At 73.4% G+C, this 22,917-nt stretch carries 15 protein-coding genes and 1 pseudogene; 4 read left to right on the plus strand and 12 right to left on the minus strand.

Features of this window, described 5'->3' with window-relative positions:
* Positions 1 to 26 precede the first annotated feature (26 nt).
* The 6 genes and pseudogenes from mltG to ABXS69_RS06380 all read right to left on the minus strand — a co-directional run bounded on the left by mltG (position 27) and on the right by ABXS69_RS06380 (position 7,704).
* Positions 27 to 1,241, minus strand: a complete 1,215-nt coding sequence (gene mltG / locus ABXS69_RS06355; protein ID WP_366179912.1) for an endolytic transglycosylase MltG — start codon at positions 1,239 to 1,241, stop codon at positions 27 to 29.
* The gene (ruvX, locus tag ABXS69_RS06360; RefSeq protein ID WP_366179913.1) at positions 1,238 to 1,714 is read right to left on the minus strand and encodes a Holliday junction resolvase RuvX; all 477 of its coding nucleotides are present in this window, start codon (positions 1,712 to 1,714) and stop codon (positions 1,238 to 1,240) included. Before ruvX ends, mltG begins: the two co-directional genes overlap by 4 nt.
* Positions 1,715 to 1,728: 14 nt before the next feature.
* Positions 1,729 to 4,443: an alanine--tRNA ligase gene (gene alaS / locus ABXS69_RS06365; RefSeq protein WP_366179914.1), complete on the minus strand. Its 2,715-nt coding sequence runs from the start codon at positions 4,441 to 4,443 to the stop codon at positions 1,729 to 1,731.
* Positions 4,444 to 4,655: 212 nt separating this feature from the next.
* Positions 4,656 to 5,279: a 30S ribosomal protein S4 gene (rpsD, locus tag ABXS69_RS06370; protein ID WP_080463396.1), complete on the minus strand. Its 624-nt coding sequence runs from the start codon at positions 5,277 to 5,279 to the stop codon at positions 4,656 to 4,658.
* A 214-nt stretch (positions 5,280 to 5,493) separates the two neighbouring features.
* Positions 5,494 to 6,318: a sulfite exporter TauE/SafE family protein gene (locus ABXS69_RS06375; protein WP_366179915.1), complete on the minus strand. Its 825-nt coding sequence runs from the start codon at positions 6,316 to 6,318 to the stop codon at positions 5,494 to 5,496.
* Positions 6,318 to 7,704, minus strand: a pseudogene (locus tag ABXS69_RS06380) (replication-associated recombination protein A). Before ABXS69_RS06380 ends, ABXS69_RS06375 begins: the two are co-directional and overlap by 1 nt.
* A gap of 74 nt (positions 7,705 to 7,778) precedes the next feature.
* Here ABXS69_RS06380 and ABXS69_RS06385 point away from each other — a divergent pair.
* On the plus strand, positions 7,779 to 10,145 hold the full coding sequence (locus ABXS69_RS06385) for an MMPL family transporter (RefSeq protein ID WP_366179916.1): 2,367 nt from the start codon (positions 7,779 to 7,781) through the stop codon (positions 10,143 to 10,145).
* On the opposite strand, the gene ABXS69_RS06390 is transcribed toward ABXS69_RS06385, so the two are convergent.
* Positions 10,122 to 10,739 carry an L-threonylcarbamoyladenylate synthase gene (locus ABXS69_RS06390; protein WP_366179917.1) on the minus strand — a complete coding sequence of 206 codons (618 nt, stop codon included), beginning with the start codon at positions 10,737 to 10,739 and terminating at the stop codon, positions 10,122 to 10,124. The genes ABXS69_RS06385 and ABXS69_RS06390 overlap by 24 nt on opposite strands.
* Positions 10,740 to 10,854: 115 nt before the next feature.
* Between ABXS69_RS06390 and ABXS69_RS06395 the strand changes: the two genes are divergently transcribed.
* Together ABXS69_RS06395 and ABXS69_RS06400 are read left to right on the plus strand one after the other, a co-directional pair.
* A complete protein-coding gene (locus ABXS69_RS06395) occupies positions 10,855 to 11,169 on the plus strand; it encodes a metalloregulator ArsR/SmtB family transcription factor (RefSeq protein WP_366179918.1) in 315 nt (104 codons plus the stop codon).
* The gene (locus ABXS69_RS06400; RefSeq protein WP_159523848.1) at positions 11,153 to 11,476 is read left to right on the plus strand and encodes a hypothetical protein; all 324 of its coding nucleotides are present in this window, start codon (positions 11,153 to 11,155) and stop codon (positions 11,474 to 11,476) included. The genes ABXS69_RS06395 and ABXS69_RS06400 overlap by 17 nt, the downstream gene beginning before the upstream one ends.
* Positions 11,477 to 11,570: 94 nt before the next feature.
* Here the strand turns inward: ABXS69_RS06400 and aspS are convergent, their stop codons facing one another.
* From aspS to ABXS69_RS06415, 3 genes are all read right to left on the minus strand, one after another.
* Complete coding sequence (gene aspS / locus ABXS69_RS06405; RefSeq protein ID WP_366179919.1) at positions 11,571 to 13,346, minus strand: aspartate--tRNA ligase; 1,776 nt, start codon at positions 13,344 to 13,346, stop codon at positions 11,571 to 11,573.
* Positions 13,347 to 13,449: 103 nt separating this feature from the next.
* Entirely contained in the window at positions 13,450 to 14,250 is an 801-nt protein-coding gene (locus tag ABXS69_RS06410; RefSeq protein WP_366179920.1) for a hypothetical protein, read from the minus strand.
* An 11-nt stretch (positions 14,251 to 14,261) separates the two neighbouring features.
* Positions 14,262 to 16,214, minus strand: a complete 1,953-nt coding sequence (locus tag ABXS69_RS06415) for a hypothetical protein (protein WP_366179921.1) — start codon at positions 16,212 to 16,214, stop codon at positions 14,262 to 14,264.
* Between the two features lie 627 nt (positions 16,215 to 16,841).
* Between ABXS69_RS06415 and ABXS69_RS06420 the strand changes: the two genes are divergently transcribed.
* Complete coding sequence (locus ABXS69_RS06420) at positions 16,842 to 19,283, plus strand: DEAD/DEAH box helicase (RefSeq protein WP_366179922.1); 2,442 nt, start codon at positions 16,842 to 16,844, stop codon at positions 19,281 to 19,283.
* Between the two features lie 76 nt (positions 19,284 to 19,359).
* On the opposite strand, the gene ABXS69_RS06425 is transcribed toward ABXS69_RS06420, so the two are convergent.
* Together ABXS69_RS06425 and ABXS69_RS06430 are read right to left on the minus strand one after the other, a co-directional pair.
* Positions 19,360 to 21,087, minus strand: coding sequence for a GTPase (locus tag ABXS69_RS06425; RefSeq protein WP_366179923.1), 1,728 nt, complete (start codon positions 21,085 to 21,087; stop codon positions 19,360 to 19,362).
* Positions 21,084 to 22,910 (minus strand): dynamin family protein, encoded by a 1,827-nt coding sequence (locus tag ABXS69_RS06430; protein WP_366179924.1) that lies wholly within the window; start codon positions 22,908 to 22,910, stop codon positions 21,084 to 21,086. The genes ABXS69_RS06425 and ABXS69_RS06430 overlap by 4 nt, the downstream gene beginning before the upstream one ends.
* Between the last annotated feature and the right edge of the window lie 7 nt (positions 22,911 to 22,917).

A 22,917-nucleotide genomic window follows, 5' to 3' on the forward strand; every position in this document is an offset into this window, starting at 1 on the left:
CTCCCAGCGCCCACACGGGGCCGGGCTCACCGGGCCGGCGTCGGGGTGGCGGAGCCGCCATTGCACACATCCGGGTGGGCCTGACAGAAGGCGGTGAGCTTCTTGGTGTTCTCATCCTGCTCCTCCTTCGTCTTCGCGAAGAGCGTCTCCCCCGTGTTGAGGTCGACGGTGACGAAGTAGAGCCAGCCGCCCGCCTCCGGGCTGGCGACGGCCTTGAGGGCCGCCTCGCCGGGGCTGCCGATCGGCGTCGGGGGCAGGCCCGCGTTCCGGTAGGTGTTGTACGGGTTGGAGGCGTCGGCGACCTCCTCCTTGGAGGGCACGCCGCCGGTGCGCCCGAGCCCGTAGAGGATGGTGGAGTCCATCTCGAGCCGGCCGCCGGTCTCGGCGTCGGTCTGCGTCAGGCGGTTCTCGACGACGCGCGCGACCTTCCCGAAGTTCTTCTGGCTGCCGGCCTCCCTCTCGACGATGGATGCCTTGATGAGGGCGTCCTCGTATCTCGCAGGATCGAAGCCCAGCTTCTGGAGGCGAGCAGTCGTGGCGCTGACCATCCTGGCGACGACCTGCGTGGCGGTCTCGCCCTCCTTGAGGCCGTAAGTGCCCGGGGCGAGCCAGCCCTCGACGTCCCCCTTCGCGCCCTCGGGCAGGCCGATGCCCCTGAGGTCCTTGTAGGCGGCGTCGACGTCCTCCGCACTGACCCGCATGACGCTCATGATCTTCTCCTTGACCTGGTCCTTGGTGAATCCCTCGGGGATGGTCAGGGAGTGGTCGGCCCTGGAGGCCGGGTCGAGCAGGGCGGCGACGGCGGAGGCGCCGGACATCTTCTGCTTGAGCGTGTAGGTGCCGGGCTGGATGTTGGCGGACTCCGAGTTGGCCTTGAACGCGTCGATGAAGGCCTTCGAGGACGCGACGACGTCGTTCTTGTACAGCAGATCGGCGATGATCTGGCCCGAGGCGCCTTGGGGGATCTCCACGACCACCGAGCCCTCGCCCTCACCCGGGTAGTCGGTCGCGGCGGACTGCCGCTCGAGAACGCCGTGCAGCACCCCGTAGCCCCAGTAGGCGCCCGCGCCCGCGCCAGCCACGACGACGCTGAGGATGAGCGCGGTGAGCGCGCGACGGCGGAGGCGGCGCTTCCTGCGCGCCTTCTCGCGCCGGGCCTTGCCGCGCCTGGACGGCGGCTCGGCAGGCAGCGGGTCATCGGGGGTGATGCCGATCTGCTCGAAGAGGTCGTCCTGGCTCATCGCGAATCTCTCCTGGTCGGGGTGACGGTCTCACCGATCGGCGAGCCCGTGGAACGCTCGGCCTCCAGGGCCTGGTTGAGGATCACCACGGCGGCCGCCTGGTCGACGATGCCCCGGAAGTCCTTCTCGTGGCGCCCACTGGCGTGGAGCGCCTGATGCGCCGACACCGTGGAGAGCCGCTCGTCGACGAGCCTGACCACCACAGGGGAGATGGCCTGCGCGAGCGCGCGCGCCCAGTCCCTCGCGTCACGCGTGGACGGGGTCCGCTTGCCCCCCAGGGAGACGGGCAGGCCCACAATAGCCTCAATGGCCCCGTGCTCGGAGACCAGTTCGGCCGCCTCATCGATGTCGCCACCGTAACGATCCCGCTTGAGCGTGACCACCGGAACGGCCAGGATCGCCTCGGCGTCGCACCTGGCGACCCCGATCCTGGCCTTGCCGACGTCGAACGCCAGGCGGACTCCGCTGCGCATGGCTCCCCCCGGGCTCAGGCGCCCAGGGCCTGGGTGATCGCGGTCATCGCCTCGGGGATGGCGCCGGCGTTCTGGCCACCGCCCTGGGCGAGATCCGGCTTGCCTCCGCCCCCGCCGCCGAGGGCCTTGGCGGCCGCCTTGACGAGGTCTCCCGCCCTGGCGCCCGCGTCACGGGCGGCGGCGTTGGTGGCCACGACGATGACGGGGCGCTCACCCGACACCCCGGTGGCCACGATCACCGTCGGCTCCGCCTCGCCGAGGCGCTCGCGGGCGTCGAGGACGAGGGATCGCAGGAGGTCCGCGTTGGACACGGCGCCGAGGTCGGCGGCGGCCAGGCGGTAGGCGCCCACGCGCCGGGAGCCGTTGATCACCTCGGCGGCCCGGGCCGCCATCGCGGCCTGCTCGGCGGCGGCCAGGCGCTTCTCGGCCTCCTTCAGGCGGTTCATGAGGGATTCGACACGCTCGGGCAGCTCCTCGGGGCGCCCGCCGATCATGGTGGACAGCTGGGAGACGAGGGCGTGCTCCTTCGCCTGGAATCCGTATGCCCCATCCCCCACGAGGGCGTCGATGCGCCGCACGCCCGAGCCGATGGAGGACTCGCCCAGGATGGCGATGCGCCCGATGCGCCCGGTGGAGAGCACGTGGGTGCCGCCGCACAGCTCCCGGTCGAAGTCGTCGCCGATGGTGACGACGCGGACCTCGGCGCCGTACTTCTCACCGAACAGGGCGATGGCGCCGGAGGCCTTGGCGTCCTCGAGGCTCATGGTCTCGGTGCGGACCTGGAGGTCCTCGGCGAGCTTCTCGTTGACGAGGGCCTCGATGTCATTGACCTGCCCGGTGGTCAGCGCCGTGTTGTGGGAGAAGTCGAAGCGCAGCCGGGAGGGCGAGTTCTCCGACCCGGCCTGCTCGGAGTCCGGGGCGACGGTGCGGCGCAGCCCGGCGTAGACCATGTGGGTGGAGGTGTGGGCCCGGGCGATGGCCAGGCGGCGCTCGGTGTCGATCTCGGCGTAGGCCCTCTCCCCCACGGCGATGGTGCCCTCGGTGAGGGTCCCCCGGTGGACGGACAGGCCGCGGATGGGGGCCTGGACGTCACCCACCTCGACGATGCCGCCGCCGGCCAGGCGGATGACGCCGTGGTCGGCGAGCTGGCCGCCCATCTCGGCGTAGAAGGGGGTGCGGTCCAGGACGACCTCGACCTGAGCGGGGGCGGTGGCCACTGGCTCGGGCCTGCCGTCGAGCAGGAGGCCGGTGACGGTGGCCTCGGCGGAGGCCTCGGTGTAACCGAGGAACTCAGAGCCCCCGCCCATGGAGCGCTCGATGTCCTGGAAGAGGCGGACGTCGATGTGCCCGGTCTTCTTGGCGCGGGCGTCGGCGCGGGCGCGCGCCTTCTGCTCGTCCATGAGCGAGCGGAAGGCGGCCTCGTCGACGTCGACGCCCTGCTCGGCGGCCATTTCCAGGGTGAGGTCGATGGGGAAGCCGTAGGTGTCGTGCAGCTCGAAGGCGTCCTGCCCGCTCACCAGGGGGCGCGCGCCGGCCGTGGACGACCGCTCGCGGGCCCGCCCGACGGCGGTGTCCAGGATGGTGGTTCCGGCGCTGAGGGTGCGGCGGAAGGCCTCCTCCTCGCCGTAGGCGACCTCCGAGATGGTTCCCCAGCGCTCCTCGAGCTCGGGGTAGGACAGCTTCATGATGTCCTTGGAGGCCGTCAGGAGAGTGGGCAGGGAGGCCTCGTCCACGCCGAGCAGGCGCATGGAGCGCACGGCGCGGCGGATGAGCCGGCGCAGGACATAGCCACGGCCGTCGTTGCCGGGGCGCACGCCATCGCCGATGAGCATGAGGGCGCTGCGGACGTGGTCGGCCACGACACGCATGCGCACGTCGTCCATGTAGGCCACCCCGGCCTCCGGGCCGGCGGCTCCGCGGCCGTACGCGCGCCCGCTCATCGCCTCGGCGGCGGCGATGACGGGGTAGACCTCATCGATCTCGTACATGTTGGGCTTGTCCTGGAGGAGGAAGGCGATGCGCTCCAGGCCGGCGCCGGTGTCGATGGCGGTGGAGTCGAGCTTGCCGACGAGCTCGAAGTCATGGCCCTCGCCCTCCCCGCGGACGAACTCGTCGAAGACGAGGTTCCAGATCTCCAGGAAGCGATCGCCGACGGTGTCCGCCTCCGGGCCGCCGTCAGGGCCGTAGGCCGGGCCGCGGTCGTAGTGGATCTCGCAGCAGGCGCCGGCGGGGCCGGGCTGGCCGGTCGACCAGGAGATCTCGGCGAAAGGGAGCCTCTGCACGTGGAGGGGGTCCACGCCGATGGTCTTGGTGAGGTAGTCCCACGAGACCTCGTCCTTCTCCCAGATGGTCATCCACAGGCGGTCGCCGTCCAGGCCGTACCCCCCGGCACTCGTGGGCGTGGTCAACAGCTCCCAGGCGTACTGGATCGCCCCCTCCTTGAAGTAGTCGCCGAATGAGAAGTTGCCGTTCATCTGGAAGAACGTGCCGTGGCGAGTGGTGCGGCCGACGTTATCGATGTCGTTGGTGCGGATGCACTTCTGCACGCTGGCAGCCCTGGGCCAGGGCGCCGGCTCGGTGCCCAGGATGTAGGGGATGAAGGGGACCATGCCCGCCACGGTGAACAGGATGGACGGATCGGGCGAGATGAGGGGCACCGACGGCCGGATCTCGTGGTCCTTGGAGGCGAAGAAGTCGAGCCAGCGGGAGCGGATCTCGGAGGTGCGCATGGGGGGTCCTCGTGCTCTGGGGGTGATCGGTGCCCCGCGGCCGGGTGGAGCGGGGACGTGGTTGGTTCCGGCCTGATCGGGGCCCGGGCCCTTCGGCCGAGGGCGGCCGGAGGACCGGGTTCTGCCCAGGGGCGAGCCTACCCCTGGAACGCGGGATGCCCCGCACCGGCGGTCCGGCGCGGGGCATCCCGCGCTGGGCGGGCCCGATCGGCTCAGCGGGAGTAGTACTCGACGACCATCTGCACGTCACAGGTCACCGGGACCTCGTCGCGCTTGGGCCGGCGCACCAGGGTGGCGGAGAGCTTCTCGAGGTCCACCTTGAGGTACTCCGGCACTGCCGGGAGGACGTCACGGTGAACGCCGGCCGCAGCGGCCTGGAAGGGCACCATGACCTGGGAGCGGCTGCGGACCTGGATGGTCTGGCCGGGGCGCACGCGGTAGGAGGGCCGGTCGACGACCTTGCCGTCGACGACGATGTGGCGGTGCACGACGGCCTGGCGGGCCTGGGCGATCGTGCGGGCGATGCCGGCGCGCAGGACGAGGGCGTCCAGGCGCATCTCGAGCAGCTCGACGAGCGACTCACCGGTCAGGCCCTTCTCGCGGCGGGCCTCCTCGAAGACGCGCTGGAGCTGCGCCTCGCGGATGCCGTACTGGGCACGCAGACGCTGCTTCTCCTTGAGGCGGACGGCGTAGTCGGACTCGGTGCGGCGGCGGGCGCGGCCGTGCTCGCCGGGGCCGTAGGGCCGCTTCTCGAAGTAGCGAACGGCCTTGGGGGTCAGCGGGATGCCGAGGGCGCGCGAGAGGCGCACCTGGCGGCGGGAGCGCGAAGAGCTCATACCTGTGTTCTTCCTGTCGGAGTGATCGCACGCCGCGGGCGGGCGCTCGCGGCGCGGGGTCAGCCTCTGATCGGAGCGATCGGGCCAGGACCCCAGGCGCCCGGCGCGGCTCTGAGGACCGGGCGGTCCACGGGCTCGCGTCTGGGCGGCGCCGGTACTCTAGCGCAGGCCGCCCCGCGCTCACCGCCCCGGGGGCCGGCGTGTGAGCAGATCCTCAGCGCCCGCTCTCCCGCGGCGGGGGATCCGCGGGCCCCGGCGCGGCCGCGCCCGTCCCAGCACGGAGGCGATCGCGACGACGATGAACGCGGAGAACAGCCATGAGGCGGCCCTCGGGCTGAGCTTCCCGGGCGACGACGGCGCCCAGCGGCGAGCCGATCACCGAGGCGAGCCCGACCACGATCCCGATGCGGGCGTCCGGCAGGCCCCGGCGCAGGTTCGAGACCGTCCCCGCGATGGCGGTGGGCGCCATGGCCGCCAGCGATGTCCCCCGCGCCAGGAGGTCCCCCGCCCCGGCGAGCATCTCAAGACCGGGGACGATGACCACTCCCCCGCCCACGCCGACGAGGCCGGCCAGGAGCCCCGCGATGAGGCCGATGCCCACGAGCGCCGCCACCGCGCCAGGCTCACGGGCTCCATCGAGGCTCAGCGCCGCCTCGCGCACGGGCTCGCGCGCCCGCCCCATGACGAGCACTGAGGCGGCGAAGGCGATGAAGATCCACGGCAGCACCCGCGCTGGGAGGACCGCGAGCAGGCACGCGCCCATCCGCGCGCCCGCGAGAGAGCCGAGAACGATGATGAGAGCCGCGGCGAGGGAGACGTCACCGCGCAGCGCGTACGTCACCGTCCCGGCCAGGGACGCCGGGATGATCGCCACGAGGGAGGTCGCCGCCGCGCGGCGCTGGCCCATGCCCAGGATCGCCACGAGGGCTGGCACGAGGACGAGGCCTCCCCCGACGCCGAACAGCCCCGAGAGCACCCCCGCGCCCAGGCCGACGCAGGCGGCGAGCGCCAGTCGGCCAACGGCCGGACGATCGCCCATCACCGCCCCCCGCGCGTGAGGGATCGGATCGACTCCAGGCGCCGGGCGACCTCGGCCTCGAAGCCGTGGCCTGTGGGCCGGTAGTAGGAGGCGCCGGCCAGGTCCTCAGGCAGGTAGTCCTGAGCGACGACGCCGTGCGGGTAGTCGTGGGGGTAGCGGTACCCCTCGCCGTGCCCGAGCCCGGAGGCGCCCGCGTAGTGCGCGTCGCGCAAGTGGGCGGGCACGGCGCCGCCCTTGCCCGCGCGCACGTCCGCGATGGCGGACTCGATGGCGGTGATGACCGCGTTGGACTTCGGCGCGGTGGCCACGGCGAGCGCCGCCTCGGCGAGGATGATGCGGGCCTCGGGCATCCCGATCATGGCGACCGCCTGCTGCGCCGCCGCCGCGGTGGCCAGGACCCCGGGATCGGCCAGCCCGACATCCTCCGCCGCGTGGATGACGATGCGCCGGGCGATGAAGCGCGGGTCCTCCCCCGCGGCGATCATGCGGGCCAGGTAGTGCAGGGTGGCGTCGGGATCCGATCCGCGCATGGACTTGATGAAGGCGCTGGTGACGTCGTAGTGCTGGTCGCCGGCGCGGTCGTAGCGCACGGCGGCGATGTCGGCGGCGCGCTCGACGTCGGCCAGCCCCACCACCGGTGGCCCGCCATCCTCAGGGGCGCCCCCACCCGGCGGCCGGGCCGCGAGGACGGCGCCGGCGGCCGCCTCGAGCACGGTGAGCGACTTGCGCGCGTCCGATCCGGCCACGCGCACGATCTGCTCCCGCGCGTCGTCGTCGAGCACCACCGCCCCCGCGAGCCCCCGCTCATCGGTGACCGCCCGGGACACCAGGGCGCGGATGTCGTCGGGACCGAGCGGGTGGAGGGTCAGCAGCAGCGACCGGGACAGCAGCGGTGAGACCACGGAGAACGAGGGGTTCTCGGTGGTGGCCGCCACGAGGGTCACCCATCGGTTCTCCACACTGGGCAGCAGGGCGTCCTGCTGGGACCTGGAGAAGCGGTGGACCTCGTCGATGAAGAGCACCGTCTCCTCCCCCGAGGCCGCCAGGCGCCTCCTGGCATCGGCGACGACGGCGCGCACCTCCTTGACCCCGGCGGTGACCGCGGAGAAGCTCGACGAAGCGCCGGCCCGAGCCGCGTGCCACGAGGTAGGCGAGCGTGGTCTTGCCCGTTCCCGGGGGTCCCCAGAGGATGACGCTCGACACGCCCGCGCCGCCCGCGCCGCCCGCCGGCTCGACGAGCCTGCGCAGCGGGGAGCCGGGGCCGAGCAGGTGCCCCTGGCCCAGGACCTCGTTGAGATCGCGCGGCCTCATGCGCACGGCGAGCGGCGCGCGCGCGTCGGCGGGCAGGCCCGCCTCATCGGTGCCGACGGCGTCGAACAGGTCCACAGGGTGACCCTATCCTCATCCGGGCGCCGTCACCGGGCCCGCGAGGCGGTTCCATTCAGTGGGACAATGCCGCCATGCTCTCCTGGCTCGCCCGCCGCATCGTCAAGGACGCCTGGTTCATCATCGCGACCTGGGCCGTCATCGCCTTCGTGCTGCTCACCGCCGCGCTCGGCGGTGTCGGCATCGACGGGCTCTTCAACCGCCTCGACCCCACCAAGACCTCCATCGACGATTCCCAGAGCGCTCAGGGCCAGGCCATCTACTCGGCGCTGCAGGGGGACGGGGTGGCGGTCACCCTGCAGGTGACGGGCCTCGACCTCAACACCCAGATCGACGCGGTCACGGCCGCGCTGGCCCCGGTCCACGCCGACCTCAACGACCTCGTCGGCGAGGTGAACGTGGCCGACCCATTCGTCGTGCCGGACCCCCTGGGGAACAAGGGGGTCCAGGCCTTCATCGCCCAGGACCGCAGTGGCTTCCTCATGTTCGTGACCGTCAACCCCAACGGCCGCGACATCGCCTCCCCCGATGACACCGCCTACGCCCGCAAGCTCCACCGCGACGTCCAGCGCGTCACGGACCGCCTGCGCCGCGTGCCCGACGACCTGCGCCAGATCGCGCCGGGCGCCAGCGGCATCGTCACCACGGATGCCCTCGTGTCGGAGGCGGTCAATGACCAGGCCGCGGCCGATCTCGCGCGCGGGGAGGCCCTCGCCCTGCCCGCGGCGCTCATCATCATGGTCCTGGTCCTCGGGGGATTCCTCGTGGCGGGGATGCCGCTGCTCGGCGGGATCGCCTCGATCGTCTCGAGCCTTGGCGTGCTCTGGCTCACGAGCCTCACGGAGGACTCGGGAGGGCTGGAGGTCGCCGTCGTCACGATGATCGGCCTGGGCCTGTCGATCAACGACGCCCTGCTCATGACCGTCCGCTTCCGCGAGGAGCTCGGACGCGCCGATCCGCAGACGGCCGCGACCCCCGCCGCCCGTAGCCGGCGGCGCCGCGCCGGGCGCCGCGACCCGCTCATCGCCGAGGCCATGGAGCGCACGATGCTCACGGCTGGGCGAACGGTTCTCGTGACCACCGTCGCGGTGGCGCTGCCGCTGGCGGCGCTGGTGGCGGTGGGAGCGCCCTCACTGCGGGTGACGGCGATCGCGGGGGCGATCGTCGCGGCGCTCGCCGCCCTGTCGGCGATCACGCTCGTCCCCGCCACGCTCGTCCTGCTGCACGGACTCATGGCCAGGCCCCCATTGCTCGGCCGGGTGCCGGTGCTGCGAGCCCTCGTCCGCCCGGTCCGCGTCTCGTCCCGGGACGAGGGCGCCTTCGCGGCGCTCGCGCGCGGGGCACAGGCCCGCCCCTGGCCGGTCCTCGCGGCCTGCGCGGCTCTCCTGGCACTGCTGGCGTGGCCGCTGGGGCACCTGCACCTGCTGGTCTCCGATCGCGACCTCCTCCCCCCGGACGCCGAGCAGCGGGTGTACCAGCGCGTCCTTGAGGAGCAGTACCCCAGCTTCGCCGCCACCGATGCCGTACTCATCATGCAGGCCACTGGGGATTCCGCGACGTCGTTCATCGACGACCAGGTGGCCCACGCGCCCGGGGTGTCCAGCGTGACGCAGACCAAGGCGGGCCAGTACACGGTGGCCTACCTCAGCCTGGAGGGCTCGGCGTCATCGCCATCCGCCGAGAGGGCCGTCACGGCGGTTCGCGCGCTCAACCCGCCGGCGGACGCATGGGTGACCGGCAAGGCGGCGACGCAGGTGGACTTCCGCTCCGCCCTCCTGGGCGCGCTGCCGACGATGATCGTCATCGGCATGGGCGCAGCCATGATCCTCATGCTCATGATGACGGGATCGCTCATCATCCCGCTGCTGGCGCTCCTGACCACGGCCCTGTCCCTGGCCGCCTCCCTGGGCGCGGCGACCCTCCTGTTCCAGGACGGCTACCTGGCGGGCGCCCTGGGCGTGACGCCGATCGGCGGCGTGGAGGGCTACGCCGTCGCCACGGCGCTCGCCCTGGGAGCCGGGCTCGCCATGAGCCGGGAGCTCATCGTCCTGACGCGCGTGAGGGACCTCAGAGCGCACGGTGAGCAGGGCGACGCCGTCATCGCGGCCGGCCTCCAGGGCACCGGGAGGATCCTCTCGGTGGCGGGGTCGCTCCTCCTGGTGGTCCTCGCGGGCTTCACCACCGGCAGGCTCATCGCGGTCAAGGAGGTGAGCCTCATCCTGGCGCTCATGGTCGTCATCGACGCGGTGATCGTGCGCCTGCTCCTGTTCCCCGCGGCGATGAGCCTGCTGGGCCCGCGCGGCTGGTGGGCGCCGTCGTTCCTGCGGCGCTGGGCGGGCGTCAGGGTGGTCGACGCCCCAGGGGCGACAGAGGGAACCGCTGGCGCCCGCGAGCCCGAGGGCGGTTCGGCGCCCGCGTCAGATGAGACCGGGGTCGCCTGAGCCCTGGCGCACGACCTCGGGCGCGTCCGATGTAAGGTCCACGACCGTCGTCGGCTCGACCGAGGCGACCTCACCCTCGATGACGACGTCAATGAGGTGCCCGAGGCCCTCCTCGATCTCCCAGCCGCGCGACTCGGGAACGGTCCTGCCCGGGCGGATGAGGGTGGAGGAGAGGATCGGCGCGCCGAACTCGGCGACGAGCGCCTGGGCCACGGGGTGCTCGGGGATGCGCACGCCCAACGTGTGCTTCTTGGCGTTGAGGGTCATCCGGGGCACCTCCTTGGTGCCCTTGAGGATGAAGGTCCAGGGACCGGGGGTGAGCCGCTTGATGAGGCGGAACGCGTTGTTGCCGACGATCGCCAGCGGACCGACCTGGGCGAAGTCGGCGCACACGAAGGTGAAGTTGTGCTTGTCGTCGAGCTGGCGGATGGCGCGGATCCGGTCCAGGCCCTCCTTGTTCCCGGGCGCGCAGGCCAGGGCGTATCCGGAGTCGGTCGGATAGGCGACGAGGGCACCGGAGCGGAGCCGCTCGACGACCTTCGTGATGAGACGGGCCTGGGGGTTGACCGGGTGCAAATCGATGTAGCGCGACATGGTGACCATTGTGCCCCTACCCCATCCGGTTCGGGGCGGATCCGGGAGGGGGGGCAGGCAGCGCGACACATGAATCGACTTGCATATGCGCGCACGTTGATATAAAGTTCCTCGCATGCAGCAGGTTGTGGTGCTCGACGAGGACTCAGCGGTCATCCGTCTGTTCAAGGCGCTGGCGAATCCCGTTCGGGCCACGATCATCCACCGCCTGACCCAGGGCAGCGCGGATGTCACCGAGCTCGTCGACCTCACCGGCGTCTCCCAGCCCCTCGTCTCCCACCACCTGCGAGTCCTTCGCGAGGCGCATCTCGTCGAGGCGCGGCGCGACGGCAGGCGGCAGAGCTACTCGATCATCGATGAGCACGTCGCCCACATCGTTCTCGACGCCATCAAGCACACCAAGGAGCATGACCATGACTGCCACCATTGAGCACCGCCCCGCTGAGGCCCACAACCACACCCACGGTCCCGACTGCGGGCACCTCGCCGTCATCCACGGGGACCACGTCGACTACATCCACGACGGCCACGCCCACCGCGAGGACGGCGGCCACTACGACGAGTGCGCCGCGTGCCAGTGCGAGCACTGCTCGGATGCCTGCGCCGTGTGCGAGTGCGCGGACTGCGCCTGCCCCACCTGCAACCACAACACCTGCCAGTGCGAGCACTGCTCGGACTCCTGCTCCTCGTGCGCCTGCGCGGACTGCGCCTGCCCCACCTGCGCCCACGCGGCCTGAGGACGGCTCCTCGCCCATCGCATACGAAGCCGCGGCGGGCGGCGCGAATCCGCGCCGCCCGCCGCGGTTCTCCGCGTGGGGATCCGCGCCAGGGTCAGTCCTTGCCGCCGGGGACGGCGTCGACGCCGGCCTCCTCGCGCTGCTCGGCGGTGATCGGCGCGGGGGCCTCGGTCAGGGGGTCGTAGCCGCCCCCGGACTTGGGGAAGGCGATGACATCGCGGATCGACTCGGCCTTGGTGAGAAGTGAGACGATGCGGTCCCAGCCGAAGGCGATGCCGCCGTGCGGCGGGGCGCCGAACTTGAACGCGTCGAGCAGGAAGCCGAACTTCTCGTGGGCCTCCGCCTCCCCGATGCCCATGACCTTGAAGACCCGCTCCTGAACGTCGGGGCGGTGGATGCGGATGGACCCGCCGCCGATCTCGTTGCCGTTGCACACGATGTCATAGGCGTAGGCCAGGGCGTTGCCCGGGTCGGCGTCGAAGGTGTCGAGGCACTCGGGCTTGGGCGAGGTGAAGGCGTGGTGGACGGCGGTCCAGGCCGAGGCGCCCAGCGCGACATCGCCCTCGGCGCGGGCCTCGGTGCTCGGCTTGAACATCGGGGCATCGACGACCCACACGAAGGACCAGGCGTCGGAATCGATGAGCCCGCAGCGCTTGCCGATCTCGAGGCGGGCGGCCCCCAGGAGCGCTCGCGAGGAGTCGACGGGGCCGGCGGCGAAGAAGACGCAGTCACCGGGGGCCGCGCCGGCGGCCCGGGCGAGGCCGGCGCGCTCGGCGTCGGTGATGTTCTTGGCGACGGGCCCGCCGAGCTCGCCGTCATCCCCCACGGTGACGTAGGCCAGGCCCTTGGCGCCGCGCTGCTTGGCCCAGTCCTGCCAGGCGTCGAAGGTGCGGCGCGACTGGGACGCGCCCCCGGGCATGACGACGGCGCCCACGTAGGGGTTCTGGAACACGCGGAAGGTGGTGTCCTTGAAGTAGTCGGTGAGGTCGACGAGCTCGCAGCCGAAGCGGAGGTCGGGCTTGTCGGTGCCGTACTTCTCCATGGCGTCGGCATAGGTCATGTGCGGGATGGGAGTGGCCAGGTCGTGACCGATCAGGGCCCAGACCTCGCGCAGGACGTCCTCGGCGACCGCGATGACGTCCTCCTGGGTCACGAAGCTCATCTCGACGTCGAGCTGGGTGAACTCGGGCTGGCGGTCCGCCCGGAAGTCCTCGTCGCGGTAGCAGCGGGCGATCTGGTAGTAGCGCTCCATGCCGGCCACCATGAGCAGCTGCTTGAACAGCTGGGGGGACTGCGGCAGGGCGTACCAGGAGCCGGGGGCCAGGCGGGCGGGCACCAGGAAGTCGCGGGCGCCCTCGGGCGTGGAGCGGGTGAGGGTGGGGGTCTCGATCTCGACGAAGCCGTGGGAGTCCAGCACGCGGCGCGCGGCGGCGGAGACCTTGGCGCGCAGGCGGATGGCCCGCTGCATGGGCGTGCGACGCAGGTCGAGGTAACGGTGCTTGAGGCGCGCCTCCTCACCGACGTGCCCGGCGTCCTCGGCGTGGTCGGAGACCTGGAAGGGCAGGGGGGCGGCGGCGTTGAGGACCTCGACGTCGGTGACGACGACCTCGATCTCACCGGTGGGGAGGTTGGGGTTGGCATTGCCCTCGGGGCGGGCGCTCACCTCGCCCGTGACGGCCAGGACGTACTCGGCGCGCAGGTCGTGGGCGATCTCCTCACGGATGACGACCTGGGCGATGCCCGAGGAATCGCGCAGGTCGATGAAGGCGACGCCCCCATGGTCCCGGCGGCGGTCCACCCATCCGGCGAGGGTGACGGTGGTGCCGATGTCGGAGGCGCGAAGTGAGCCCGCGGTGTGGGTTCGCAGCATGGAGCTGGGTTCCTTCCCATTCGGGGCACTGAGACCGGTGCCCGTCGGGGCGCACCGCGAGACGGGCGGGCGCCGGGGGCAAGCCTACCCAGCCGGCGGGGCGTCAGTACTCAGGGATGGCGGAGTCGGTGCGACGGCGCTGCCTGGCCAGGATCCAGCGGTTGGTCCCCACGGTGGCGGCGAGGATGACCAGGAGGACGGACAGGCCTAGGACGCAGGCGCCCACGACGGGGAACGAATCCTCCTTGACCTCGACCGGCGAGGTGTCGCCGGAGTCGCCAGGATTACTGCTGGCCTCCGCGATCGCCGCCGCGGTCGTCTCCGGGGCGCCTGTGGCGCCATTGGTCGCAGAGGCGCCGTCGGACGCTTCCGGGGAGGCGGTCGCCGCTGGCGCGGTGGGCGCATCGCCGCCAATGACGGTGACGGCGCCGACCGTGAAGAACGGGCTCTTGTTGGTGTAGTCGGCGGTGCGGACCGTGGAGGTCGGGACGTCCGGGCCGCCGATGACGCGGAACCGCAGCCAGTGGGTGCCGGACGGGACGTAGCCGGGGAGCTCGAAGGCCCCGGAGTGCGTGCCGTCGGGCTGCACGGTGAACTGGGCGACCGCTCCTCCCGTCGGCGAGCCGGTGCCCACGGTGGGGCTCTGCCCGGGCCCGACGGCGCCGTCGTCGATGAGGACCTGCACGGTGGCCCCGGGCGGGAATCCGGAGAGGGTGTAGCTCAGCGAGCCGCCCGAGGCGATCGTCGAGGGGCTGACGGTCGATGCCGTGCCCGTGGTTGATTCTCCGCCGACAGAGTCCTCGGCGACCGCCGGCGGGGCGGCGGTGGGGCCCACGCCCGCGGCCACGCCCAGGGAGAGCATCACCGCCAGTGCGACGGCGCTCCCCCGGCGACGCCTTCTCATTCGCCCGGCGCTCACTGGACTGGGCGCCTCGCGCGCGGACGGGCCAGGAACATGTAGGCGGCCGCGCCCGCGGTGAGGATCCCGGCGGCGCTGATGAGCATCCAGTCGTCGCCGCCGAGGACGGCCTCATTGACCGGCCCTCTGTTCGCCTTCTCCATGAGGTCGGTGTTGACCGTGTCCGTGCGGGCGATCTCCAGCTGGACCCATCCCAGGAGCTGGGAATCGCGGCCCGCGATCGCGAGCTTGTGAGATCCGGCGTCGATGTTGGAGATGTCGACCTTGACGGAGTTGGAGTGGTCCACCTGGACCCAACCGGCGCTCTTGCCACCCGGGTAGCGGAAGACCGCGACCCAGTCGCCCTCCTTCGCCTTGTCCTTCGGCAGGACGAGGCTGACGTGGTCGCCCTGACGCCCGCCGGACAGGGAGCCGGCGTTGTCGGCGGTCAACTGGCTGCCGTCGGTCACGGGGCTGCGGGGCGGGTCCGAGGGCTTGGGCTCAGTGGGCTGAGCGGACGGGCTCGCGCTCGACGAGGCCTCGGGCCGCTCCGGGGTGGGCTCCTCCGCGGGCGCGGGGGGCAGGGTGGCGATGATGGTGGGCGGCGCCACGGGGGCCGCGGGATCGGTCGCGGGCGCCTCCGGGAGCGGGCCTGGGGCGGTCGGCGCCCCGGCTGTGGGCGAGGCCTCAGGGGTGGGCGCCTCGGGCGCCGACGGCTCGGGGGCCGGGGGCTCCGGGACCGGCGGCGCGGGCCGCGTGGTCGGGGCCGTGGTCGGCTCCGCCGTGGGGGCGGGCTTGGGGTCGGCGCTCGGCGCCGGAGCGGTGGGCGCGGGCGCCGACGGCTCGGGGGCCGGGGGCTCCGGGACCGGCGGCGCGGGCCGCGTGGTCGGGGCCGTGGTCGGCTCCGCCGTGGGGGCGGGCTTGGGGTCGGCGCTCGGCGCCGGAGCGGTGGGCCCGCCCGTGGGAGCGGGAGTGCTCGGCCGCGCCGTGGGCGCACCGGTCGGCCGAGGAGCGGGCGCGCCCCCCGGGACGAAGAAGAACAGCCTTGTCTCGACCCGGCCGCCATCGGGCGAGGAGACCCGCAGGCGGAACCTCCCGTTGTCCACGAGATCCTTCGTGGTCAGCTTGAAGAGGGACTCGGCGTCGACCGTGGTGGAGAAGGCGCCGTCCTCCATCTTCACCGGAATCGTGGCCTGGCGGTCAATCGCGCCCCCCGCGCCGCGCAGGGCGACTGTCATGTTGATGGTGCCGTTGAGGGCGTTGCCCTTCGCGTCGGCCCAGTTCGAGCCCTTGACGGCGAGCGCCGTCGTGCTGAACGAGCCCCCGTCGCCGAGCTCGACCCTGGGCTTCCCGGTGATCGCCCTGGGGGACGCCGCGGCGCTCGCGCTGGGAGAGGCGGAAGGAGTGGCGGAGGGCGACGCGTCAGCGGCCCCGGCGGCCGTGGCCGACGAGGAGGCCGTGGGCGAGGCGGAGGGTGACGCGGTGGCGGGCGCGCTCGGCGCGGCCGAGGGGGAGCCGGCCTGCTCGGCGGACGCAGATGGCGACGGCGAGGCGGTGGGGCTCGGGGCCGGGCTCGGCGCCGCCGTCTCACGGCGGAGGTTGTTGACCTGCCGCGCCCTCATGGGGGCCGGGGCCGGATCCACGTCATCGGAATCGGCCGTCGCCTTCGCGGTTCCCGCATCGCGCGCGGGGCCATCGGCGAACTCCTGGACGGGGCCCCCGGACCGATCGACGATCTGGTCGATGGGGCGGTTGACCCGGGGGGTGGAAGCCTTAGCGCCGTCCACGGCGGCAGGGACCGCCTCGGAGGTCTGAGCGGCCTTCGGACCGAGCTCATCGGCTCCGGCGGTGGGGCTCACGGCGATGGAGCCGAGGCCGAGGCCCGCTGTGAGGACGATGCCTAGCGCCGCGGGTAGGACCATCGCGGCGCGGGGGGGCTCGAGGCCCGGACGGCACAGGGATCGGGACATCTCGGCGGGTGCGCTTCCTGTCTCAGGCGGGCCCTCCGTCTCCGACGGGCCCGGGAACGTCAAGGCCGCTCGGGGCTGCGGCCACGTGGGTACAGCCATATAGTAGCGTCCGAGCCGCGTCAGTCGTGTGATCCTGCGGCAGATCGAGCCCCGAACGGGGGCCGGCCATCAGCGAATCGTCATCGACCAGGCCATTCTCTCGCCGAGAGCCCCACACATACCCGCAGGTGAGAATCGGCGCAACTTGACTCAGCACCCACCCCCGAGACCTATATCACTTGTGACCTGTTGCGGCGCGTCCCGGTCCACCTCCCAGCCTCATCTACGCTGGATTCAGGAGTGATCCGCGTCCTGAGAACCCCGTTCGGGACTCCCGCACCCTTCACCAAGCTTCTCCCCGGGCACCCCCGGGCCCCTGCCGCCCCGCGGCGGTCGGCAGCGCATTGGGAAGCGGCGCGGACGAGTGTGCCCGTGAGTCTGTGCGTCAAGCCCCTCAGCGTGTCCGCGCCTTCGCGCGGCGGGCGCCGGTGGGCGAGTGTGGTGGGCCAGGTGCGGCAAGAGAGGAGGCCGACCGGCGCTCCCCCACACTCCGCGAGGGCCTCACGGCCAGAACCTGGGAAGAACTCAATGACCACTCAGAACCCGTCCGCCTCCGACGAGCACGGGCCCCTCAGCATCGACGCCCTCTTCAGCGCCTCCGCGGAGGGGATCGCCTCGCCCGCCGCGGCCCGCGTCGGCGCTAGCGGCGAGGCCGTCTCAGCGACCTCCTTCGACACCCCGGCCTCCTCCGACACCCCCGAGGACCCCGAGGACGTCGAGCACGAGGACGAGGAGGACGACGTCGACCGCGCCCTGCCCGAGTCCGACCCCGAGGACGACGCGCCCGACGAGGCCGAGCAGGCTGACGACGGCGCCGACATCGATGAGGAGGATGTCGATGGCCACGCGCCCTTCGATCCCTCCGACGCCGATGACGAGCCCGAGGACTCCGCCCGCGACGATGGTGGCGCGCAGGCCGAGGCCACCTTCTCCGACCTCGGCCTGCCCGCCGACCTGCTCAAGGCCGTCACCGACATGGGCTACACGACCCCCACCCCCATCCAGCGCGAGGCCATCCCGGTCCTCCTGGACGGGCGCGATGTCGTCGGCGTGGCCCAGACCGGCACCGGCAAGACCGCAGCCTTCGGGCTCCCCCTCCTCGACGCCGTCGACGCCCGCGACGGGGAGGTCCAGGCCCTCGTGCTCGCCCCCACCCGCGAGCTCGCCCTCCAGTCCGCCGACGCGATCACGGAGATGGCGTCGCGCTCGCGCGGCCTCGACGTCGTCGCCGTCTACGGCGGCGCCCCCTACGGCCCCCAGATCGGCGCGCTCAAATCCGGCGCGCAGGTCGTCGTCGGCACGCCGGGCCGCGTCATCGACCTCATCGACAAGGGCGCGCTCGTCCTGGACGCGGTGAAGTACTTCGTCCTCGACGAGGCCGACGAGATGCTGCGCATGGGCTTCGCCGAGGACGTGGAGACCATCGCCGCCTCCCTGCCCTCCGATCGCCGCACCGCGCTGTTCTCCGCCACCATGCCGCCCGCCATCGAGCGGGTGGCCGCCGAGCACCTCGTCGACCCCGCGCGCATCGAGGTCTCCCGCCAGTCCTCCACCGTCGACACCGTTCACCAGACCTACGCGGTGGTCCCCTTCCGCCACAAGATCGGCGCGGTCTCCCGCGTCCTGGCGGTCACCGAGGCGCAGGCCGCCATCGTCTTCGTGCGCACCAAGTCCACCGCCGAGGATGTCGCCATCGAGCTGGCCGGGCGGGGCATCCAGGCCGCCGCGATCTCCGGGGACGTCCCCCAGCGCGAGCGCGAGCGGCTCGTCGAGCGCCTGCGCGCGGGCACCCTCGACGTCCTCGTCGCCACTGACGTCGCGGCCCGCGGGCTGGACGTGGACCGCATCGGGCTCGTCGTCAACTTCGATGTGCCCCGCGAGGCCGAGGCCTACGTCCACCGCATCGGGCGCACCGGCCGCGCCGGCCGCCACGGCGAGGCCGTCACCTTCCTCACCCCCAAGGAGAAGAGCAAGCTCCGCCAGATCGAGCGCCTGACCGGCACCCGCCTGGAGGAGATCACCCTGCCCTCCCCCGCCGACGTCTCCGCGCACCGCGCCCGCAAGCTCCTGGCCAAGGCCGCCGCCCGCCACGAGCGCGGCCGCCTGGGCATGTACACCCCGCTCATCGCCGGCACCACCGCCGATCTGGGCATCGACGCCGAGGAACTCGCTGCCACCCTGCTCGCCCTCGCGGTGGGCGACGAGGGGCCGCAGCGCCGCCACGACGACGACCGCCCGCGCCGGGGCCGCGAGCGGCGCAAGGTGAGCGTCGACGACGAGGGCGCCTTCGTCTCGGCCAGCTTCGAGGGAGGCCGCGAGAGCCGCCGTCGCGAGCGCCCCGAGGGCAAGCCGGGCGCCTCGCGCGGCGGGCGCCGCGAGCACGAGGGCCCCGGCACCGTCTACCGGATCGAGGTCGGCCATCGCGACCGGGTCATGCCCGGCGCGATCGTGGGCGCCCTGGCCAATGAGGGCGGGATCAGCGGTTCGGATATCGGCAAGATCGACATCCTGCAGTCCTTCTCCCTCGTCACCATCCACGCGCCGCTGAGCGAGGACCAGCTCGAGGCCGTGCGGCACGCGACCTTCTCCGGGCGAGAGCTGCGCATCCGCCCCGACGAGGGCCCGGGCCACGGCTGGTCCGGCCCCAATGACCGCCGCCGACGCGGGGAGCGGGACGACCGCGGCTTCCGCGGCGGTCGGGGTGATCGCGGCGGGAACCGCTGGGAGGACCGCGGCGATCGCGGCTATCGCGGCCGCTACGACGACCGCCGCGGCGGGTACCGGGACGATCGCGGCGGCCGTCGTTGGGAGGACCGCGGCGGCCGTGACTCGGGCTTCCGGGACGACCGCGGCTACCGCTCCGGGCGCGACGACCGTGGGGGCAACCGCTTCGGGGGGAACCGCGGCGGCGGTTACCGCGGAAACCGGGACAACCGCGGGTCCTGGGGCTCGCGGCGCGATGACGACTGAGCGCCCGCGCTCACAGCGATGAGGCGTGATCGCCCCCGGCCGGTGCTCCGGCCGGGGGCGATCCGCGTCCCGGTCCTCAGAGTCGAGCCCTGACGCGCGTGGGGCAGCGCCGGTCGAGACCAGTCAGCGCTCGTGCCGGCTGAGGCCTGCGGCCATCGCGCCCAGCTCGTCCCAGTGCCCGCGCTCGGCGCGCAGGGGCTCGATGAGCCGTGACTCGACGACGGCGTCGGTCGCCCGCCGCAGGCGTCTCCTGGCCCGTGCCGCGCGCCGTTTGGCGCCCGCGCGCACGGCCGCCACGCCGATGGCCCCCAGCAGGGCTCCGCCGGCCAGGCCGCCTGCGAGCAGGACGACGGGCCAGGGCACGAGGCCCCAGCGGGGTGGCTCGACAGCGATGAGCAGCAGGTCCCGCATGCCCCACAGCGCGGCCAGCCAGACGCCCCCGGCGATCGCCACGGCCAGGGCGAGCCATTGGAGGGCTGAGGCGACCGACCACCAGCGGGGGGCGCGCATCCCCAGGTCGGCGCGGGCGATGGCCTCGTCGAGCTGCACGGCCGATCGCCTCGGCGCGCTCATCCATGCGCTGGAGCATGGCGTCCCGGGCCGTCCCTGGCAGGTGGGCGCTGGCGTCCGCGGCGAGGCGGTGCGCCTCGGTTCGCAGGAGCCCCACGGCCACGGGACTCGGCTCGGGCAGGGATGTGCGCGCGACGGCGTCGAGAGGCCTCGGCCCCTCCCCCGCCCTGCTGGAGCGCGAGGGAGAGGCGCCCCGCAGGTGGAGGGCGGCGAGCGGATCGGCCCGGAATCGGCGGACCCATAGCACCGGCGGCCACCCGACGCTCAGCGCCCCGCGATGGATCGTGGCCGCGCGAACGGCGCTGGCGACGACCTCGGCGCCGGCCGCGCGGGAGGCCGCCTCGGCGAGGCGCCGGCCGTCGATGGGCGCCCCTGCCCCGCCGCCCCCGAAGCGCTCGCGCAGCCGGGTCGCGGCCCGACGCGCATCGGCCCGCAGCCGGAGGGCTGAGGCGGTGCGCGCCTGGGCGATGCGCTCCAAGGCGCCTCGCAGGGCGTCGATCCCCTCGCCGGTGCGGGCGGAGGCCAGGATGGGGGCGGTACCGGCCAGGCCCTCACGGGCCAGGAGGCGGCGCAGGTCGGCGCCCACCTGCTCGCGTGAGGCGGCGTCGAGCCTGTCGGCCTGGTTGAGGACCACGAGGGTGACCTCCGCGTGGGCGGCCATGGGCGCGATGAAGTCCTTGTGGAGGACGGCGTCGGCGTACTTCTCGGGATCGAGCACCCACACGAGGGCGTCGACCTGGGCGGCCATGCGCTCGGCGATGAGCCTGTGCTCGGGCGCGTCGGAGTCGACGTCGGGCAGGTCGAGGATGATCGCGTCGGCGGGGACCGCCCCTGCCAGCGGCGCGACGACGCGCTCATCGACGCCGAGCCAGCCCAGGAGCGCGGACGCCTCGCCATCGGCGCGCCCGCCCGGCAGGAGGGCGAGGGGGCGGATGGTGGTGGGCCTGGTGACGGCGGTCCGGGCGATGGGCGCCCCGGCGAGCGCGTTGAGGAGGGAGGACTTGCCCGAGCCTGTCGCTCCGGCCAGGGCGATGACGGTGCGCCCCGGTGCCAGTGAGGCCCGCGCGCCCGCGCGCGCGACGATCTCGCGGGCCTCGTCGAGATCCTCTCCGAGGCCGAGACCGTCGCCGAGCTCGATGATCCTCCGGAGCGCCCCGAGTGCCTCCGCGAGGCTCCGGGCCGCGGGGTTCTCGCGCGTGGCACGCCTGGCGGGCTCGGGCGCGGTCCCGCTCATGAGCGGCCCTCCTCGGTGACGCCGCTGGTGGCCTCGAGAGCGGAGGCAGCGGCGCGCGCGGCCTGTCTCAGCTCGGGGCCCATGGGTGAGGGCTGGCGCAGGGCGGAGGCCAGGAACGATGCCCGCTCGTTGACGAGCGCGTGGACGCGGGCGTCGAGGTCGATCCGCGCGCGCTCGGCCATGGCACGCATGGCCTGGTCGCCGAAGACCGCCTCGAGGAGCCGCTGGGCGATGAGGGCGGTGCCCCCGGCGATACCGACCTCTCCCCCGGTCAGGCCCCCGGTGTGGGCGAAGACGACGATCATGAGGGCCACGCCGACCCCGTTGACGCCGAGGGAGATGAGCCGGGCGGTGAGGCGCTTGTCGGCGCCCTCGGCCCGCACGAGGCCCAGGAGCCCTTCCTGCCACTCGTGGACGAGGGCGGTGGCCCGCTCAGTGAGGGCCTCCTGGCCGGGGAGGGCCGCGCGAGCGGCCTCCAGGGCGGGAGCCGCGGTGCCGGCGCGCTGCCAGGCCCGCTCGGTGACGATCGAGGCGCGCTGGGCCTCGGCGACGATGAGGGTGGCCAGGGAGGACTCGATGGCGTCCTCGACGCGCTGGGCGGGGCCCGGCCGGCCGCGCAGGGCGGCGCTGAGGCGATCGCGGACGCGTCCGACTTGAGTCTCGAGCCCCCTGAGCATCCCGGAGGCGCCGATGTACTCCTGCCAGCGGGCCAGGACCTCGCCGCGCAGCATGGATCCGTCGGCGCAGGCGGCGTTGATCCGCTGCGCGGCCTCGGCGTGGGCGGCGAAGGCCGCCTCGGCGAGCTCGTGGCGCTCCCGGGCCTGGGCGTCGAGCTCGTCGGCTAGCAGCTCGATCTGCGCCAAGGCGCTGCCCAGGGCCCCGGCGAGCGTCCGTCGGGCGACGCCGCGGCGGGCCTCGGCGTCGGCGGCCAGGGTGGTGAGCCAGTCCCGCAGGGGGGCGATGAGCGGGACGGGCAGGAGGCCCTCGGCGTCCAGGGGGGTCTCGGGGATGGCGATGACGGGTGACGTGGCGAGCCCGGCGGAGGCGAGGCGGCGCCGCAGGTCGGCCTCGACGTCGGCGGCAGCGCCGGCGGGGACGCGGTCGAGGACGACGGCGACGACGATGTCCCGCTCGGCGGCTGCCCGCAGGTGCTGCCAGGGGACGGCGTCGGCGTAGCGGGCCGCCGTGGTGACGAACACCCACAGGTCGGCGGAGGCGAGGAGGGTGGCGGCGAGCTCGCGGTTCTCGTCGACGACCGAGTCGACGTCAGGGGCGTCCAGGAGCGCGAGCCCCGGGGGCAGCTCGCGGCAGGAGCGGACCTCCAGCTCCCTCCAGGAGGCGGGGGCCTCGCCGTCGGCGGTGGTGATCGGCGCGCTGGGCGGAGCGTCCTCGGGCACGCGCACGCGGGCCAGGGAGCCGAGGACCCGGTCTGAGGCGAACCAGGGCTCGTCGGCGGGGGCGTGGAGGAGCAGGGGGCGCCGCGTGGTCGGGCGGATGGCTGAGGCCGCGGCGACGCGCCTGCGGATGAGGGAGGACACGAGGGTGGACTTCCCGGCGCCCGTCGAGCCGCCGACCACGGCGAGCAGTGGGGCGTCGATGCTGGCGAGGCGGGGGAGGATGTAGTCGCCGAGCTGGTCGGCGACCCGGGCCGCGCGCGCGGCGGCCTCGGCGGCGCCGGGCAGCGCGTAGGGCAGGTCGACGAGGCCCAGTCGTGCTTCCAGCCCTTCCAGGGCGGTGGTGGCGGCCAGGACGCCGGGGGCGGCGGGCCCGCAGATGCCGTTGGAGCGGCCCGGGGCTCCAGGCGGCGTGCCAGGGGTGACCATGATGTCT

The sequence above is a fragment of the Actinomyces timonensis genome (assembly GCF_040702965.1).
Classification (GTDB): Bacteria; Actinomycetota; Actinomycetes; order Actinomycetales; family Actinomycetaceae; genus Actinomyces; species Actinomyces timonensis_A.